This is a genomic window from Streptomyces sp. NPDC029041 (assembly GCF_040637515.1).
Classification (GTDB): domain Bacteria; phylum Actinomycetota; class Actinomycetes; order Streptomycetales; family Streptomycetaceae; genus Streptomyces.
The window spans coordinates 270,988-290,267 of the sequence record NZ_JBEZWO010000001.1 but is presented as its reverse complement, the minus strand read 5'-3'; the positions used below and the strand labels follow the sequence as shown (position 1 = coordinate 290,267).

General features: G+C 71.5%; 9 protein-coding genes. 2 read left to right on the top strand and 7 right to left on the bottom strand.

The genetic code is table 11. The features are described from left to right. The 7 genes from AB0F04_RS01235 to aztB all read right to left on the bottom strand — a co-directional run bounded on the left by AB0F04_RS01235 (position 1) and on the right by aztB (position 15,348). Positions 1-5,031 (bottom strand): amino acid adenylation domain-containing protein, encoded by a 5,031-nt coding sequence (locus tag AB0F04_RS01235; RefSeq protein WP_362036432.1) that lies wholly within the window; start codon positions 5,029-5,031, stop codon positions 1-3. Positions 5,032-5,100: 69 nt separating this feature from the next. Then, complete coding sequence (locus AB0F04_RS01230) at positions 5,101-8,838, bottom strand: amino acid adenylation domain-containing protein (protein ID WP_362036430.1); 3,738 nt, start codon at positions 8,836-8,838, stop codon at positions 5,101-5,103. Beyond that, positions 8,795-10,066 carry an MFS transporter gene (locus AB0F04_RS01225; RefSeq protein ID WP_362036428.1) on the bottom strand — a complete coding sequence of 424 codons (1,272 nt, stop codon included), beginning with the start codon at positions 10,064-10,066 and terminating at the stop codon, positions 8,795-8,797. Before AB0F04_RS01225 ends, AB0F04_RS01230 begins: the two co-directional genes overlap by 44 nt. A 924-nt stretch (positions 10,067-10,990) precedes the next feature. Further along, positions 10,991-12,190 (bottom strand): zinc metallochaperone AztD, encoded by a 1,200-nt coding sequence (gene aztD, locus AB0F04_RS01220; protein ID WP_362036426.1) that lies wholly within the window; start codon positions 12,188-12,190, stop codon positions 10,991-10,993. A 94-nt stretch (positions 12,191-12,284) separates the two neighbouring features. Continuing rightward, complete coding sequence (gene aztC / locus AB0F04_RS01215; protein WP_362036423.1) at positions 12,285-13,244, bottom strand: zinc ABC transporter substrate-binding protein AztC; 960 nt, start codon at positions 13,242-13,244, stop codon at positions 12,285-12,287. Beyond that, a complete protein-coding gene (locus tag AB0F04_RS01210) occupies positions 13,241-14,470 on the bottom strand; it encodes a hypothetical protein (protein WP_362036422.1) in 1,230 nt (409 codons plus the stop codon). The genes aztC and AB0F04_RS01210 overlap by 4 nt, the downstream gene beginning before the upstream one ends. A 20-nt stretch (positions 14,471-14,490) precedes the next feature. Continuing rightward, complete coding sequence (gene aztB, locus AB0F04_RS01205) at positions 14,491-15,348, bottom strand: zinc ABC transporter permease AztB (RefSeq protein ID WP_362036419.1); 858 nt, start codon at positions 15,346-15,348, stop codon at positions 14,491-14,493. Positions 15,349-15,371: 23 nt separating this feature from the next. Here aztB and aztA point away from each other — a divergent pair, with 23 nt between their 5' ends. Beyond that, a complete protein-coding gene (gene aztA, locus AB0F04_RS01200) occupies positions 15,372-16,106 on the top strand; it encodes a zinc ABC transporter ATP-binding protein AztA (protein ID WP_362036418.1) in 735 nt (244 codons plus the stop codon). A gap of 327 nt (positions 16,107-16,433) precedes the next feature. Beyond that, positions 16,434-19,271, top strand: a complete 2,838-nt coding sequence (locus AB0F04_RS01195; RefSeq protein ID WP_362036416.1) for a carbohydrate-binding protein — start codon at positions 16,434-16,436, stop codon at positions 19,269-19,271. Positions 19,272-19,280 lie beyond the last annotated feature (9 nt).

Sequence of the window (19,280 nt, the reverse complement as noted above, 5' to 3'; positions counted from 1 at the left end):
TCAGCCCTCCATCTCGGTCGTGGTGGCCCACGCCCGCTCGATCAGTTCGCCGGTGCCGGCGGGGTTTCCTCGTACGAAGTAGTGGCCGCCGGACGCCAGCCGCTGGAAGCGCACGTCCTCGGCGAGCAGCCCCCAGGAGCGGTGGGCCTCGGCGGCGTGGGCGAGGCCCTGGTCGTCGTCGGCGACGACGACGGTGAACGGTGCCTCGATGCGCCGCCCGGACGGCTGCTCGGTGCGCCCGATGAAGTAGCGGTAGCCGCCGCAGACGTCGTGACGGAACGAGTCGCCGAGGAAGGAGATGTAGCGGTGGTCGAGGCCGTCCAGTTCGCTGTAGCCGGTCTCCTCGACCATGTACCTGATGATCTCCTCGTCGCTCCAGCCGTCGATCATGGCGATGGACTCGCGCATGTCGGAGACGGGCGGCAGCAGCTTGGACCCGATGAAGACGTGCCGGAGGTCGAAGCCGCGCTCCTCCAGGACGCGGGCCAGCTCGACGGTCACCGCGGCGCCGCCGCAGTGGCCCCAGAGGATCAGCGGCAGGTCCGCGCGCTGCTCGATCTCGTCGACGACGCGCAGCACCGTCTCGGTGACGTCGGTGAACTCGCCCCGGCGCTCCGGGCTGTGGCCCGGCTGCTCGACGCCGTACACGACGAGGTCGGGGGTGAGCTTCTCGATCGCCTCGGCGAGCGGCTTGAAGTTCACCGGGTGGCCGCAGGGGTACGGGACGCAGATCACCGCTCCGACGGCGGCCTCGCCCGGGGCGCTGGTCAGCCGCTGGAGCAGCTCGCCCTCCTCCTGGCCGGTGCCGCTCTCCTCGCGTGCGGAGCGCTCGTCCACCAGGGCGGCCAGCTCACCGAGGCGTGAGATGCGGGTGAGGTCGGACAGGGTGACCAGGCCGTCGAGTTCCAGTACGACGCGCAGCGCCAGCAGGGAGTTGCCGCCGAGGGCGAAGAAGTCGCCGTCGCGGGTGATGGTGGAGGCCGGGGTGCCGAGGACGTCCGCCCAGGCGTCCCGGATGCGGGCGACGGTGGCCTCGGACGCGCTGCCGGCGGTCGAACCCGCCGGGCCCGACGGGCGGGTGGCGGGGCCGGGCGTGCGGCCCAGCAGGGCCAGGTCCTCGTCCGCGAGCAGGGCGTGGGCCTCGTGCGGCGCGTCGGGTTCGGCGGCCATCAGCTCCAGCACCCGCACGAAGTAGCCGCCGATCCGGTCGATCTGCGCCTCGTCGTACAGGTGGGTGTGGAAGTGCAGGCAGAGCTGGAGCTCGTCGTCGAAGAAGTGCCGGGAGAACTCGGTGCGGAACGGGAACTCCGTCTCGGAGTCGACCCGCATGTCCAGCAGGGAGAACTCCGGCAGCTTCTTGAGGTTCTGGAGCAGGTAGAAGTGGGTGAAGTTGAACGTGGTGTTGAACAGGACGCGCTGGGTGGCGAGGTCCTGCTTCATCCGGGCCATCGGGTAGCGCCGGTGCGGCAGCAGGTCGAGCTCGGCGCGGTACACGCGGCGGATCAGGTCGGCCCAGCTGCCGCCGGCGAGGTCCACCTGGAAGGGCACGGTGTTGAGGTGCAGGCCGAGGGTGGTCTCCGCGCCCGGCAGCTCCGGCCGGCCGCTGTGCTCGTAGCCGGTCATCACGGTGTCCTGCCCGGACACCAGGGCGAGGACCTTCATGTGGGCGGCGAGCAGTACGTCCTTGAAGGGCACCGACAGGGCGTCGGCGGTCGCCTCGATGCGCTGGGTGAGCCCGCTCGGCAGGGGCACGTCCCGCAGGACCACGCTGAAGTCGTCGGTGGGCTCGGCACCGGGCCGGGGCGGCACGTCGGCGGGGTGCGGATCCCGCAGCACCTCCAGCCAGAAGTCCCGGGACTGCGGGGAGCGCAGTGCCTCGGTCTCCAGGCCGACGAAGTTGCGCAGGTGGTTGTCGACGGACGGGCGCGAGGTGTCGCGGCCGTCGAGCAGCTGGTGGTACAGCTCGAACAGCTGGGTGTGCAGCAGTGAGATGGACCAGCCGTCGAGTGCCGAGTTGTGCTGGCTGACGGTGTAGCGGAACAGGTCGTCGCCGAGCACCTGGACGTGCAGGGTGACCAGCCCGCCCTCCTCCCACACGAAGCGGCGGGCCTTCTCCTTCGCCAGCCACTCCTGGTGCCAGGCCTCCTGCCCGGCCGCGTCGAGGTGGCGCAGGTCCGCGACGGTCAGCGGCGGGGCCACCTCCCGGTGCACGATCTGGAGGAACTCGCTGTAGCCGGTGAGGTGGTAGGTGGTACGCAGGATCGGGTGGCGTGACGTGAGCCGGCGTACGGCCTCGGTGAAGGCCTCGGTGTCGAAGGTGCCGGTGATCGAGTAGCTCAGCACGTCGTGGTACTGGCCGAGGCCGCCGGTGATCTCGGTCTGGAAGATCAGCCCGGCCTGGAGCATGGAGAGCGGGTAGGCGTCCTCGGCGTCCTCCGGCAGCAGGGCCCGGTCGGCGTCGCCGATCAGCTCGAAGGGCCGGAACGCGCCGCGGGCCGCGACGTCCGCCTCGGCGGTCGCGGATTCGGTCCCGTCCTCGATGCAGCGGGCGAGCCGGGCGATGGTCTGGTGCTTGAAGAGCTGCTGGAAGGTGAACTCCAGCCCCGCCTCGCGGGCCTTGGCGAGGACCGACACGAAGTGGATCGAGTTCCCGCCGAGGGCGAAGAAGTTGTCGTTCACGCCGATCCGGTCCCGTCCGAGGACCTCGCGCCAGATCTCCGCGAGGGTCTTCTCGTGCTCGGTGCGCGGGGCGACATGGTCGGCGGGCTTCGGGCGCAGGGCATCCGGGCTGCGCAGGGCCGCGCGGTCCAGCTTGCCGTTGGGGGTGAGCGGCAGTTCGTCGAGGGCGAGGATGCGGCCGGGCACCATGTAGGCGGGCAGCGCCTCGCGCAGGTGGTCCTTGAGCGCGCTCTCGGCCGGGGCCTCCCCGGCCGGGACGACGAAGCCCCGCAACGAGGCGGTCAGGCCGTCGTCCACGGCGACCACCGCCGCGTCCCGGACGTCCGGGTGGGCCCGCAGCCGTTCCTCGATCTCGCCCGGTTCGACGCGGAAGCCGCGGACCTTGACCTGGAGGTCGACGCGCCCGAGGTAGTCGAGGGTGCCGTCCGGCAGCCACCGGGCGCGGTCACCGGTGCGGTAGAGGCGCTCCTCGCCGACGGCGGCGCCGCCGGTGAACCTCTCGGCGGTCAGCTCCGGTCGGTCGAGGTAGCCGCGGGCCAGGCCGACGCCGGCCACGTGGAGTTCACCGGGCAGGCCCACGGGGCAGGGGCGGCCCTGGTCGTCGAGGACGTGCATCCGGATGTTGTCGATCGGCCGGCCGATGGGAAGCCGGGCGCGGCTGTCGGCCCGGTCGAGGCCGGTGACGGGCTGGTGGGTGACGTCGACGGTCGCCTCGGTGGGACCGTAGAGGTTGATCAGGCGGGCCTCGGGGAGCAGTTCGGCGAACTGCGCGGCCTGGGCGGGGGTGAGGGCCTCGCCGCTGGCGAAGACCTGCCGTACGGACCCGGCCCGGGAGACGTCGCCGAACCGGTCGAGGTGGCCGAGGAACATGCTGAGCATCGACGGCACGAAGTGCAGGGTCGTCACGGAGTGCCGGTCGAGCGCGGCGAGCAGCTCGGCGGGGTCCTTCTCGGCGCCGGGCGCGGGCAGGGCGAGGGCGGCGCCGGCGAGGGGCCACCAGAACAGCTCCCACACGGAGACGTCGAAGGAGACGGAGGTCTTCTGCAGGATGACGTCGCCGGCCCCGAGAGGGTAGGCGTTCTGCATCCAGGCCAGCCGGTTGACGGCGCTGCGGTGCTCCACCTGCACACCCTTGGGGCGGCCGGTCGAGCCGGAGGTGTAGATGACGTACGCGACGTCGCCGGCGCCGCCCGCGGGGCCGGCCGGGCCGTCGGCGTCGGGGTACGCGGCGGCGTCCTCGAGGTCGAGCGCCGGGGTGTCGCCGAGCAGTGCGGCGAACCGGGCCTGGGTGAGCGCGAGGCGCGCCCCGCTGTCGGCGAGGAGGAAGTCGATGCGGGCCTGCGGGTAGGACGGGTCGACGGGCAGGTAGGCGGCGCCCGCCTTCAGCACCGCGAGCAGGCCCGTCATCATCTCGGGCGAGCGCTCCGCGACCAGGGCGACGACGGTGCCGGGGCCGACGCCGCGTCCGCGCAGGGTGTGCGCGAGCCGGTCGGAGCGGGCGTCGAGTTCGCCGTACGTCACGGTGCCGGCGTCGGTGAGGAGCGCGGGGGCATCGGGAGTACGGGCGGCCTGCGCGGTGAACAGGCCGTGCAGGGTGGCGTCGCGGTCGAAGGGCCGCTCGGTGGCGTTGCTCGCCGCGACGACCGCCGCGTCCTCGTCCGTCCACAGCGGCAGGTCGGTGACCTGCCGGTCGGGTTGCGAGGTGGCGAGGTCCAGCAGCAGGGCGTAGTGGCCTGCGATGCGGCGGACGGAGTCCTCCGCGAGGCGGTCGGTGTCGTACGTGACGGTGACGACCAGTCCGTCGTCCTCGCGGGAGACGGTGAAGCGGGTGGCGGCGGGGGTGGCGTACCCGGCGTCGTGGAAGCCGGCCAGCTCGATGGCGGTGTCGAAGGCGTCGGTGCGGCCCAGTTCGGCGGCGAGGGCGGCGACGTCGCAGTCCTGGTGGCGCTCGGCCTCCTTGACGGCGGCGGCGACCCGGGCGAGCAGTTCACGGAGGGTGCCGGTGGGGGCGGTGCGCAGCAGGAGCGGTCCGCCGGTGTGACCGGGGGCGGCGCCGCGGGTGGGCTGGGCGACGACGACGTCCTCCTGGCCGGTGCAGCGGCCGACGAGGGCGATCAGGGCGGCGGTCAGGACGACGTGCAGCTGCTCCGGCCGGCCGCGGCTGACGCGGTCGAGGCGGGCGGTCGGTTCGGGTCCGAGGCGTACCGCGTGGGTGGCGGTGGGCACCCGCTCCCGGTCCGCCGGCGGGCGGAAGTCGGACAGGAAGCCGGAGGTCTCCGTGAGCGCGGCCAGCTGGGATCGCCAGTGGGCGGCCTGCGCGGAGGGTGCTGCCTCGGGGTGGTGCGACGGCATAGGTGTCTCCTGGATCGAGCTGCGAGTGAGTGCGTGACGGGCAGTGCGTGTGCGTGGTGCCGTGTGCAGTCAGAGATCGAAGTCGAGGTCGAAGCCGGAGGGGGCGGGCAGGAGTGCGCCCAGGGAAGTGGTCGGGTCGGTGGTCGCCGTGTCGAGCACCGTGGTGAAGGTGTCGCGCCAGGACTCGACCGTGTCGCGGCGCAGCAGACCGGCCGCGTACTGCCAGGCGACCTCCAGGCCGCCGGGGGTCTCGTGGATCTGCATGTTGAGGTCGAAGACGGCCTGGCCGGTCTGTTCCAGGCGCAGTGGCACGCGGGTGCCCTGGAAGTCGACGGAGAGGTAGCGGGTGCTGTGCAGCGCGAGGAGCGCGTCGAACAGCGGGGTGCGGCTGTAGTCCCGGCCGGGGGCCGTCCGGGCCACGACCTCCTCGAACGGGAAGTCCTGGTGGGCGGAGGCCTCCTCGGCGGCCTCGCCGGTACGCCGCAGGAAGGCGTCGTACGGCAGGGCGGGGTCGGCGTCGAGGCGCAGGACGACGGTGTTGGCGAACATGCCCACGGTGCGGTGCAGTCCGGGGACGGTGCGGCCGGACACCGGGGTTCCGATCGTGATGTCGGACGTGCCCTTGAGCCCGGCCAGCAGCAGGGCGTACGCCGACGCCAGCACGGCGAACGGTGTGACGTCGTGCGCGCGCGCCGCAGCGCGGATCCGGTCGGTCCGTTCGCGGCCGAGGCCGAAGGCCACAACGTCGCCGTCGAGTGCGCGCAACGCCGGGCGGGGACGGTCGGTGGGCAGGTCCGCCGGGTCGACCGGTTTGGCGAACACCTCCTCCCAGTGGGGGGCCTGCGCCTCGCGGGCCGCGGCGGCGTCACGCCCCCGGAGCCACACCGCGTAGTCCCGGTACCTGCGGGCGGGCGGGGTGGGTTCGCCGCCCTCGTACAGCAGCGCCAGGTCCTCCAGGAGCGGGGTCAGGGAGAAGCCGTCCACGATGATGTGGTGCAGGTCCAGCCGCAGCCGGACACTGTCACCGGCCCGGTGCACCTCGGCGCGCCACAGCGGAGCCCGCGCCAGGTCGAAGGGGCGGACGAACGCGCCGGGCGGGGTGGCGTCGCGCGGGTCGCCGACGACCCGTACCGAGGGTTCGGCGTGGTCCTCGACGCACTGGCGGACCTCGCCGCCCTCGATGGTGAAGCGGGTGCGCAGCGCCTCGTGGTACTCCGGGAGCCGCCGCAGGGCGTCGGCGAGGCGCGCCGGGTCGGTGCCGGCGGGCAGGTCGAGGGTGACGGGCACGTTGTAGTGCACGGCCCGCTCGTCCTTGATCTGCTCCAGGTAGACCTGCCGCTGCTGCGGGGCCACCGGGTAGGTGTCGGCGTCGGGCGCGGCCGGGATGCGTGCCGCGACGGAGGCGGTGGAGTCCCGCAGCAGGGCGGCGAGACGGGCGGGCGTACCGCTGCGCAGGACCGCGCCCGCCGGGCAGTGGCGGCCCAGCCGTTCCTGCGCCCGGGCGGCGATCAGGGTGGCGGTGAGCGAGTCGGCGCCCAGGTCGCGCAGGTCGTGGCCGGTGCCGATGCCGGTCAGGCCGAGTGCCGCCTCGGCCAGTTCGACGAGCGTGCGCTCGACGTCGTCGGCGGGCGCGGTGTACGGGGTCGCGGCGAGCAGGGGTGAGCCGTCGGGGTCGGGAAGCCGGCCCCGGTCCACCTTGCCGGTGTGGGTGAGCGGCAGCCGCTCCAGGGGCACCAGGTGGGTGGGAACCATGTGGCCGGGCAGGGTGGCGACGAGGTGGTCGCGCAGTTCCTCCGGTCCGGGCGGCCGGGGGCCGGCGTAGTAGCCGCACAGCCGCAGGTCGCCGCGGCCCGGCAGGGGACGTGCCGTCACGACGGCCTCGGCGACGCGGGGGTGACCGAGCATGGCCTTCTCGACCTCGGCGGGCTCGATGCGGAACCCGCGGATCTTGACCTGGTGGTCGCGGCGCCCGAGGAAGTCGATCACTCCGTCGGGCCGCAGGCGCGCCAGGTCGCCGCTGCGGTACATCCGGCCGCCGGGGACGAAGGGGTCCTCGGTGAACCGCTCGGCGGTGAGGTCCGGCCGGCCCAGGTAGCCGAGCGTGACGCCCGCCCCGCCCAGGCACAGTTCACCCGGTACGCCGACGGGGCACAGGCGTCCCGCCTCGTCCAGGACGTACGCGGTGGAGTTGGCGATCGGCCGGCCGATGGGAATGCGGCGGCCGTCCAGATCGTCGCGGGTGACGCGGTGGGTGAGGGAGAACGTGGTGTTCTCCGTCGGCCCGTACCCGTTCACCACGGTCAATTCCGGGCAGGCGTCAAGGGCTTTCGCCACGTGCGGGGAGGAAAGCGCGTCACCGCCGACGACGAGTTCCCTCAGGGCGCGGAACGCTTTCGCGTCCTGCTCCACCAGCTGGTTGAAGAGCGGGGAGGTCAGCCACATGGTGGTGATCCGCCGCGTGCTCAGTTCCCGGCCCAATTCCCGGGCGTTGAGAATGACGTCCCGGTCGGACATGTGGAGACTTCCGCCATTCAGCAGCGGTCCCCATATCTCGAAGGTGCTCGCGTCGAAGGCCACCGAACCGGTGGGCAGCATTCTGGTGTCCGGCCCGAACGGTACGTATTCCGTTCCTTTGACCAGCCGGACCACATTGCGGTGCGTGACCTGGACGCCTTTCGGCGTGCCCGTGGTGCCGGAGGTGTAGCAGATGTACGCCAGGTCTCCGGCGGACACCGAGTCGGCCGGGGCCTGTGCTCCGGCGTCCGGGGGCCGGGTGACGGCGGCGTGCTCGTGGTCCCGGACGTCCACGGTCAGGACCGTGCCGTCGAAGGGCGGGGCCGCCGGGAGGCCGGGGCCGGTGACCAGCACCCGCACCGAGGAGTCGGCCAGCAGCCAGCCGGTGCGCTCGGCCGGGTGGTCGGGCTCCAGCGCGACGTAGGCCGCTCCGGCGCGGAGGATGCCCAGCGCCGAGACGACCAGTTCCGGGCCGTGCGCCGCGCGGAGTCCCACCCGGTCGCCGGTGCGCACCCCGCGGGTGCGCAGCGCGGCCGCCAGGTCCGCCGACCGCCGGTCGAGCTCGTGGTAGTCCATCCGGCCGTCGGCCCAGGTGACGGCGGTGGCCTCCGGGGTGCGCCGGGCCTGCTCGGCGAAGAGCCCGTGGACCGTGGCCGTGTCCGGCCAGTCGACGGCCGTGTCGTTGAGGGTGCCGAGGATCAGCGCCGGCTCGCCCTCCGCGAGGAGGTCCGCCTCGCCGACGGTGGCGTCGGGCCGGCGGGCGAGGAACTCCCGTACCCGCAGCAGGTGCTCGGAGAAACGTTCCATCGTGGCCGGTTCGAACAGGGAGGAGCGGTACGCCAGGCGGGCCTTGTCCCCGTCCCGGATCAGGAGCAGCTCGCACGCCTCGCCGGGCGCCGACGCGGCTCCCGCCTCCGCCGCCGCCGTCGTGTGATCCGCGTACCGCACCGGGGTGCCGGCCGGGGGCCCGGCGGGCCGCGGCGCGGCGCACCCGGCCAGCAGTGCGTCGACCGGCCCGGCCGGGTCCACGGTCAGCGCCAGGGCTCCGCGGTCGGTGTCGACGAGGAGCCGGCGGCGGCCGGTGTACCGGTGCAGGAGCACGGCGTACGCGGCGAGGAGGAGGGCGCCCTCCTCACCGGCGTTGTGGCGCGGCAGGGGCGGCAGGTCGACGGTGAGGGTGCGGAAGGGCGCCGTACCGCTGTCGAGGGCGCGCGGGTGGTCGGTGACGAGCAGGACGGGTTCGCCGGCGTCAGGAGCCGGAAGGGACGGTGTCGTTCCTGGTCTGCTGGTCATCGGCCGCGGTCACCCCCAATCTGAACGGGGTACGACGGAAGAGGACGACCGTGAGGATGCCGGGCGCGGCCGCGAGCGCGGCGACGGCGATGATCAGCCCGTGGTAGTGGCTGTCGGTGAGCAGGAAGCCGCCCAGCGCGGAACCGGCGGGCAGGGCGCCCGCCATCACCGTGCGCATCAGCGTCATGGCGCGGCCCCGCATCTCGTTGGGCACCCGGGTCATGCGCACCACACCGCCGAGGACGGTCATGGGCGCCGACAGGATGCCGTTGAGCGCCAGCCCGAGCAGGATCCAGGGCAGCGCGGTCGGGATGAGGAAGAACAGGACGGCGCCGGAGAGCAGTTGGAAGACACCGATGCGGAGCATCTGCTTCTCGGAGGTCTGCACGGCGCCGGAGACCAGCGAGCCGATGAGTTCGCCCGCCGCCATCACGGCCAGCATGAGGCCGAGGACCCCGGGACCGCTGGCGAACTCGAACTTCGCCAGCCACGGCAGCGCGACCACCAGGGCGCCGGCGGAGACATTGAAGGCGCCGAACGAGAGCGTCAGCACCAGCAGGAACCGGTCGCGGACGATGAGCCGGAAGACGGGCGCCCAGCCGGGCCGCTGCGGTGCGTCACCGGTGGTCTCCGCCGGCTCGGGGCGGCCCATCGGGGCCTTGATCCGGCTGATCAGGAAGGCGAAGAGCAGGTAGGTCGCGGCGTCCAGGAGCAGCACGTTGGGGGCGCCGAAGAGGGTGATCAGACCCGCGCCGATGGCCGGGCCGAGGACGTTGGCAGCGCCCATGGCGGTGGCTTCCAGGCCGGAGGCCGCCTGGAGCTTGTCGGCGGGCACCAGTTCGGGCAGCACGGCGGGTGTGCCGGCCAGCGGAATGATCTTGAGGAAGCCGTACATCAGCGCCACGACGTACAGGTGCCAGACATCGAGGGAGTCCGCGAAGGCGAGGAGCGGGATCAGCGCGACGACCACGCCCCGGAACACCGAGTCGTAGATGAAGAGCTTGCGCCGGGAGAACCGGTCGAGAAGCGGGCCGACGACGGCCCCTCCGGCGATCACCGGGAGCGTGAGGCAGACTCCCAGGATTCCCAGACCGGCGGCGCCGGCCTCCTCCACCGTGATCCAGGCGAGCGCGGCGTACGTGGCACCGTCGCCGAGCAGGTTGAGCACAAGAGCCGACCAGAGCAACCGGTAGTCACCGATGCGCAGGATGGCCAGATATGCTTTCACTTTCCACACCGTTCAGTAGGCCGAGATGGGCAAGCTAAGCCAGCGGGTGGCATGAAAATGCGCCAACACCGCCGCGAGTGTGCGAATGAGAGAGACGCCAGGGCGTGATGTGTCGACATGCCCGCGGGCATGCGTCGACAGTCCCGGCGTTCCTAAATATGACCTGTCAGGCGTGCTCGTTTCCGGCTCTCGAGTCCGGAATCCCCCGTGCGAGTGTCCTCAAGAAGTGCCCCCACCCCCGTACTGCGGCCACCGAAGCAGCGCGCCATTTCCGCCGATCGTTCTAACAGTTCGCGTGAAACGCGTCAACGACGGTGGAGCCAAGAGGAATGGCCTGTTCTGCAGCTTGAGTTCGGACGGTGGGCGATGTCGCCGAAGAACGGGCCGGAAGCGGCTTCGCTCACTCTCCCCGTCGGCCGGACTCGCGGCGGGTGGCCCGGACGGGTTCCTGAACCGGTGTGACGACCGGATGCACGCCGCTGATCACGGCGCATGGCGGCGGGAGGGGCCACCCCTTCGCCGCAGGGCGCGCACACCCGGCGTGTGGATTCCGGGAGGCGATCCGGGAAGCCGGCCGGACGGCTCGCGGGCGGGGCGCGGTGGGCGGTGTGCTCGGCTGGCTGATCGAGTTCCTGACGGATACCCGCGCTTTTCAGTCATGATGACGACACAATTTGCTCGCCTTGTGACCAGAGAACCGGCGATCTTCCCGCAGTGTCACCCCCTCAAGGTGGCCGGCCGGCAGCCCGCCGTCACCGCCAGCGCAGCGCCCTGCCGGGCGCCGAACCGACCCGTCGCCCGAGGGTGCGCAGCACCTCGACCCGTCCGGCCGCACGATCAAGTACATCGGTGAGACCGCGGGCACCGGCGCGGTGACGGCAAGCCGGTACCTGGTGTGGGTGCGGTCTCACCGAGGTCTGAGGGTCAGTGGCCGGTGACGACGCCGGAGAGTTCGTTCGTGCTCTTCGGCAGGGTCACGGACTTGACCTTCTTGCCCGATTCGATGTCTATGGCGTGCAGTTGGCGCTTGCCCGGCTCCGAGACGTACGCGGTGTGGTCGCGGACGAAGAGGGTGGGCCGGGGCTGCTGCCAGTCCAGCGGCTCCTGCCACTCGCCGACGACGGGGATCTTCTTGTCGACCTTGCCCGTCTCCGGATCGATGACGTGGAGAGTGCCGTTCGTCCCGAGGACGAGGGCCTCGCCGTGGGGGCCGCGGCCGAGGGAGCGGAAGGAGTAGCTGGTGCCCAGGTCGACCAGGCGCAGTTTCGCGGTCTCGGTGTCGATGAGGGAGATGCGGGTGGGCCGCTCCAGTTCGGCCTCCGGGTCGGTCTTGTAGTCGCCCAGGAGGATGGGTGAGGTGTCGCTGCCGCGCTGGTTGCCGATGCGGCCGTAGTCGTCGGGAGCGTCGACCTTGGTGAACGTGCCGTTCCTGTAGAGCAGGAGGCCGTCCTCGCAGCCGATGCCGACGGCTTCGCCCTTGGCGGTGGCCTCGCCGTGGACGCCGGGGCAGTTCTCGTTGCGCTTGATCTCCTTGTTGTTCTTGTCCAGGACGAGGGCGCCGGTGCGCTTCTCCTCGGTGCCGAGCGTGGTGAGGAGTTCGCCGTCGGACAGTTCGATGGCCACGCCGTGGTGCGGTTCGGCGGAGGTGTAGGTGCGGCCTTGCGGCTTCTTGCCGCCCTTGAGGTCGTCGGGGTCGAGGACGTTGACCTCGCCGGTGCCGTCGGTGAACAGCACCGTCTTGCCGGCGTGCTGGACGACGTGGCCGGGCTTGGCGCCCTTGTACTCGACGCCGGTGAAGGTCTGCTCGGCGGCGTTCAGGACGCGGAAACCGGCGTCGGTGGAGACCATGACATGGGAGTCGTCACCCGCGGGGTTGAGACGGTTGAAGCCCGGCAGCTCGATCGTGCCGGCCAGCTTCAGGCTCTCGCCGTCCAGGACGTACAGTCCGCCGTCGAACGTGGCGACCACCGGGTCCTTGACCGCCACGGCCTTGGTGCCCGGCGCAGCCTTGGCCTTCGCGTCGGAGGAGGAGCCGTCCTCTCCTCCGCAGGCGGTCAGGACCGCGGAGGCCGCCAGGGCGAGGGCCGTGCCCGTGACGGCTCTGTTGCGTATGGACTTGTTCACCGGTGTGTTCCTTTCTGTGCCGCGCGGGTGCGGCCGTGGATGGGGTGTGCGTGAGCGACCGGCCGGCCAGGGTTCGTGTGCGGGGCGGGCCTGCTCAGGCGGCGGTCAGGCCGTCGGTCATGGCGGTGGTGTTGGCGCGCATCATCTGCAGGTAGGTGCCGGCGCCCTTGCCCTTTTCGGTCAGGGACTCGGAGTAGAGCTCGATGACGCGCACACCGCCGCCCAGTTCGGTGCGCAGGACCTCGGCCAGCCGCTTGGGCTGGGAGGAGTCGGCGAATACGGTCCGTACGCCTGCCTTGCTCATGGCCTGGCTGAGGGAGCGCAGGTCGGAGGAGCTGGGTGAGGCCAGCGTCGTACCGCTGGGGATCACCGCGCCCGTCACCCGGAAGCCGAAGCGTTCGGCGAGGTAGCCGAAGACGTGGTGGTTGGTCACCAACGACCGCTGTTTCTCCGGTATGCGGTCGAAGGACTTCTCCATCCAGGCCGTGAGATCGGCAAGTTGCTCGTCGTAGCGGTCGGCGTTGGCGCGGACCGTCTTCTCGTCGACGCCGTCCACGTGGTCGACGACCTGGTCGGCGATCAGGCCGGCGGCCTTGCGGACGCGGTCGGGGTCGGTCCAGAAGTGCGGATCGGGCTGCCCGGCGTCCTCCTCGGTGCCACCGTCGTCCCGCGCCTGGAAGGTGAGCGGGTCCGCCGCCTTGCCGGCCTCGAAGGTTGCCACCCCCGCCTCGCGGGCGGCCTCCACGTGCCGCAGCACGTTCTCCTCCAGCCCCAGCCCGTTGAAGACCACCAGGTCCGCACGCTCCAACTCGGCGGCCTGTACCGCCGACAGGCCGAAGGAGTGCGGGTCGGCGTTCGGCTTCATCAGCACGGTCACATCGGCCTCGTCGCCGACGATCTCCTGGGTGATGTCGCCCAGGATGTTGGTCGTCACGACGACCCGGGGCCGGTCGTCGCCGCCCGCGCAACCCGTGCCCGCACCGGCGAGGGCGAAAGCGATCAGGGCCGGCAGGAGAGTGCGCAGCCGCCGCGCCCCTCGCGTCCGCGTGGTCATCGTCCGGTCTCCGCCATCAGGACCGGCTCGACGTCCAGCTCGAAGGTGCGCGCGAGGCGCAGGTTGTCGTTGTAGTCGATCTCGTACACGCGTTTGCCCTTGTGGTCGTTGAGGTAGGCGCGGCTGCGGTCGACCTCGATCGCCGGTGGCACAGCCCCGTCGGTACCGGTCTCGGAGGTGCCCGTCACCAGCCGCTTCGTCGTGGAGACCTGCTCGGCGGTGGTGATGTCGTAGCCGTGGAGTGCGCCGTCGGTCTCCAGGACGATGAGAACGGAGCCTTCGCCGGCGGTGTTGGCGGATACGACGGGCCCGGTCTTCACCCGTTTCCACGTGCGCTCGCCGACGTCCAGGACCCATACGGCCCGCTTCCCGGCCGGCGCCGTGAGCGTGTCGCTGCCGGGCCGGTGCCGGAAGGCCGTGGCCCGTTCCGCCTCGGGCACGTCGCTGCCGTACGGGATCTTCTCGGCGGTGAAGGCGCCGTCGTCCTCACGGACGAGCAGGGCGCCGTCGGCGCAGCCGAGGACGACTCCGCGCCGGGTGACGGCGTCCCCCCGCATCTCCTCGCACCGGGCGTCCGGCGACGCGGCCCGCTTGCCCTCGCGGTCGTACACCGTGACCTTCCCGTCCTCCGTGACGCCGAGCAGGTGCTCCGCGTAGGGCACGACGGCTGCCGCGTGCGTCCCGGGAAGCGTGCGGGCGGTGCCGACCTCGCCCTGCTCCAGACCGGCCCGGCGGTAGATCCTGGACCGGCCCTCCTCGTCGGTCACCGCTGTGACGGCGGCATCGCTGCGGACGCGGGTGCCCGGGCCTCCGGGCATCCGGCCCACGTCACGTATCGCCGCGCGGTAGTAGTGGACGTGGTCGCCGTGGTCCACCATCCAGGCGCCGCCGTCGAGCACGTGGATTCCGTCCGCGGTGTGGAAGTAGCCGAAGCGGCCGTCGGTGGTGAGTTCGGTGGTGCCCGTCGCCCGGGACACCTTGTGTGCCTTGCCGGTGATCAGATCGAGTACCCGGGTTCCGCCTGTGGCCGGGTCGTTGAGCAGCAGCCGGGACTGCTGCTCGGCCTTCTCCTGGGCGCCCTCGACGTAACCGTGCGGAGCGGAGGCCGAGGCGGCGGCCTCCGGGGCTGACGCGGTGTCGTCGTGGCTCGCGCAACTCGTGGTGAGCAGGGAGATCGCCGCGAGCGCGGCGGGCGCCCAAGGTATGACGTTGCTTCGGACGAGCAAGGGGATCGCCTCAGGTTCTTTCAGTCGGTCGCCGTCGCGTGAGCACCGAGGAGGCGCGCACGGTTGCGGTGGCGGAGAGCGGATGCCAGGTGGGAAAGGAAGAACAGGCTCACCGCGAGGCCCGAGACGGTCGCGCCGGCCGCGGTGCTCAAGTGCCAGGACAGCAACAGGCCGCCGAAGGTGGCGGTCATGCCGAGCAGCGTTGCCAGGACCATGACCCCCCGCACGCTTCGCGCCCAGGGCAGCGCTGCGGCCGGCGGAGCTATGAGCAGGCCCAGCACCAGCAGCGTGCCCACGATGTGGAAGGAGGCGACGATGGCCAGCGCGAGCAGTCCGAGGAGCACCGCATGGGCCAGGCGCGGGCGCAGCCCGAGTGTCTGGGCCTTGCGTGAGTCGAAGGCCAGGGCGAGGAAAGCCCTGTGGCCGAGGACCGAGACGACCAGCGCAAGCAGCAGCGCCACGCCCAGCAGCAGCAGGTCCTGCTCGCGGACGGCGAGGACGTCACCGAAGAGAAACCCGGTCAGGTCGACCGCGAAGGACTGCGAGCGCGACACGATGATCACACCGAGCGACAGCATCCCCACGAAGAGCAGGCCGATGCCCGTGTCCTGGGACAGCTTCGGCGTGCGGCCCAGAGCCGTGACGCCGACGGTCATGACGATCGCGCTCAGCAGCGCTCCCAGCAGCAGGTTGCCGCCGAACAGCGCGGCGAGCGCGACTCCGGGCAGCAGCCCGTGCGACATGGCGTCACCGAGGAAGGCCATTCCCCTGAGCACCACCCAGGTGCCGGCCAGGGCGCAGATCGCCGACACCAGCATTCCGCCCCACAGGGCCCGCTGCACGAAGGTCACCTCGAAGGGACCCGTCAACCACTCCATGTAAGCGGACTATAATGAAAATCATGTTCAACGCACAGGGGGCCCCTCCCGCAGTCGCCGACGCCCGGACGCCCCGGGTCCGCTTCACGGAGCTCTGCGCCGGATATCCCGGCCACCCCGTCCTTCATCAACTCGACGCCGTCATACCCGCGTTGGCGATCACCGCCCTCGTCGGCCCGAACGGCAGCGGGAAGTCCACCCTGCTCGGAGTCATGGCCGGGGTGATCCACCCCACATCAGGCCGGCTCCATCACGTCGGCGACCGGCCGCCGGCGTTCGTCCCGCAGCACAGCGCCGTCACCGACGCACTGCCGCTCACGGTCAGGCAGGCAGTGGAGATGGGGCGCTGGGGCGACCGCGGGCCGTGGCGCCGACTGACCCGGCAGGACCGTGCCACCGTGGACCAGTCCATGGAGAGGCTCGGCATCGCCCACCTCGCCACCCGCCAACTCGGGGAACTCTCCGGCGGACAGCGGCAGCGCGCCCTGATCGCCCAAGGACTCGCCCAGGAGTCGGACCTGCTCCTCCTGGACGAACCGACCACCGGCCTGGACCCCGAGGCAAGGGACCGGATCGCCACCCTGCTGACGGAGCTGGTCGCCGACGGCAGGACCGTCGTCCAGGCCACGCACGACCTGGAAGCCGCACGATCGGCGGACGCCTGCCTCCTGCTCCGCGAGGGCCGGCTGGCGGCGCAGGGGCACCCCGGGCAACTTCTCACCGCCTCGACACTCGCCCGGATCTGGCAACCGGTGTGAGGCGATGACGCTGACGGCGCCGACTCCGGCAGCGCTCACGACTTGTTCCACAACAGATCAGAAGTCTGCCTGGTCCGGAGGGAAGTATGGACATGGTGCGCCGAAGCCCTCTAGCCTTGTCGGTGTACCGTCACGGTCGTCGATGTGATCCGACAGCGCGGCAGCCATCGACTTCTCCTGTTTCCGAGCTGTTGCCCCCGCTCGGCGTAGTGGCCTGCTGAAAGCACACCCTGCGGGCCGTGTCGGCCACATCCCGCTACGGCATCGGCGCGGCAGCGCGCGCCCCAAGCCTGGCAGCCACCTGTTCAGGAAGGGGATCGCATTGTCATGCGCATGAAAATCAAGGTTCCCGCGCGTTGGCAGGCCATCGGTTCGGCTCTGCTCCTGGTCGCCGCCGCTCTCATCGCCACCTTGTCCAGCGCGCCCCCGGCCTCGGCGCACCCGATCGACCCCGCCGACTTCCAGCAGGTCCAACTGGCCCGCGGAGTGGCGGAGGTCGGTGAGCCGATGTCGCTGGCCGTACTCGCCGACCGGTCGGTGCTGCACACCGCCCGCAACGGCACCGTGCGCCGCACGGACGCGGGCGGCACCACCAAGGTGATCGGCACCCTCCCCGTGTACGCGCACGACGAGGACGGGCTGCAGGGCATCGGCGTCGACCCGGGCTTCGCCACCAACCGGCACATCTACCTCTACTACGCCCCGCCGCTGTCCACACCAGGAGGCGACGCACCCACCACCGGCGCCAACTGGTCGGCGTGGCAGGGTGTCAACCGGCTTTCCCGGTTCACGCTCAACGCCGACTTCACGCTCAACCAGTCCAGCAAGGTCGACATCCTCGACGTGGCGGCCGACCGAGGTATCTGCTGCCACGCCGGCGGAGACATCGACTTCGACGCGGCGGGAAACCTGTACCTGTCCACAGGCGACGACACCAACCCGTTCGAGTCCGCCGGATACTCCCCGCTCGACGAACGGACCAACCGCAACCCGGCGTTCGACGCGCAGCGCACCGCCGCCAACACCAACGACCTGCGCGGCAAGATCCTGCGGATCAAGGTGAACGAGAACGGGTCGTACTCGATCCCGGCGGGCAACCTGTTCCCGCCCGGCACGGCCAGGACCCGGCCGGAGATCTACGCGATGGGCCTGCGCAACCCGTTCCGGATGAGCGTGGACAAGGCCACCGGCACCGTCTACGTCGGCGACTACGGCCCCGACGCCGGCGCCGACTCCGCGCGCGGACCGCAGGGCCAGGTCGAGTTCAACCGCGTCACGGGCCCCGGCTTCTACGGCTGGCCGTACTGCACCGGTACGAACACGACCTCCGAGACGTACGCCGAGTGGGACTTCGCCACCAACACGGCAGGCGCGAAGTACAACTGCTCGGGCGGGCCGACGAACAACTCGCCCCGCAACACCGGCTTGAGCACCCTGCCCCCCGCCAAGGCCGCCTGGATCCGCTACGGAGGCGAGGCCGGCAGCCCGCCCGCGTTCGGCGGCGGCTCGGAGTCTCCGATGGCGGGCCCGGTGTACCGGTACGACCCGAACGTCAGCTCGCCCACGAAGTTCCCGCAGTCGTTCGACGGGCAGTTCTTCGCCACGGAGTTCGGCCGCGGCTGGATCAAGCCGATCCACCTCAACGCCGACGGCTCCCCGGGGACCATCGACAGCTTCCCCTGGACCGGCAAGCAGGTGATCGACTCGGCGTTCGGCCCGGACGGCTCCTACTACGTGCTGGACTACGGCACCGGGTACTACCAGGGCGACCAGAACTCCGCCCTGTACCGCTTCGACTACGTCGGCGCCGGCAACCGCGCGCCCACGGCGGTGGCCGGCGCCAACCGGACCTCCGGCACGGCACCGCTGACCGTGACGTTCTCCTCGGCCGGCTCGTCCGACCCCGAGGGCGGGGCACTGACCTATGCGTGGAGCTTCGGTGACGGCACCAGCTCCACCGCCGCCAACCCGACGAAGACGTACAGCACGAACGGCGAATACACGGCCACGCTGACCGTGCGTGACGCGCAGGGTGCCACCGGCACCGCCGACGTGCGCATCACCGTCGGCAACACCGCGCCGACCGTGACCATCAACAGCCCCGCCGCGGGGCAGATCTTCGCCTTCGGCGACACCGTGCCGTTCAGCGTCACCGTGACGGATCCGGAGGACGGCACGGTCGACTGCGCCAAGGTCAAGATGACGTACATCGTCGGGCACGACAGCCACGGCCACCCGGTCACCTCGAAGACCGGTTGCTCCGGCACCCTCACCATCCCGGTCGACGGGGAACACGACGACGCGGCGAACATCTTCGGGGTCTTCGACGCCGAGTACACCGACAGTGCCGGGCTCACCACGCACACGCAGCACATCCTTCAGCCGAAGCACCGGCAGGCCGAGCACTACAAGAACTCGTCCGGCATCGCCACCTTCGACAAGTCGACCGCCGAGGGCGGCAAGACCGTCGGTGACATCCACAACGGCGACTGGATCGCGTTCGAGCCGTACAAGCTGAACAACGCCACGTCGTTCAGCGCCCGGGTGTCGTCAGCCGGCGCGGGCGGCACGTTGCAGGTCCGGGCCGGCTCACCGACCGGCACCGTCCTCGGCTCCGCCACCGTCCCGGTCACCGGCTCGTGGACGAACTTCACCACCGTGGGCGGCTCGGTCTCCGGTGCGCCGGCCGGCACCACCACGCTCTACCTGACCTTCGCCGGCGGCTCCGGATTCCTCTTCGACGTCGACGCGTTCACCCTCGACACCGGCGGGGGCCCGGCCCCCGGTGCGGGTCCGGTCGTGGGGCTCGCGGGCAAGTGCCTGGATGTCCGTGACGGCGGCTCGGCGGACGGGACGGCGGTGCAGATCTCGTCGTGCACGGGCGCGGCGGGGCAGCGGTGGACGGTGACGCCGGGGTCGACGGTCAAGGCGCTGGGCAAGTGCCTGGACGTCAGCGGCAGCAGCACGGCGGACGGGACGAAGGTCCAGCTGTGGTCCTGCAACGGCGGTGCCAACCAGAACTGGCAGGCGAACCCGGACGGGTCGCTGCGCAACCCGCAGTCGGGCAAGTGCCTGGACGTGTCGGGCGGCACCTCGGCGGACGGCACCCTCGTGCACCTGTGGACCTGCCACGGCGGAGCCAACCAGAAATGGACCCTGCCCTGATGCCTGTCA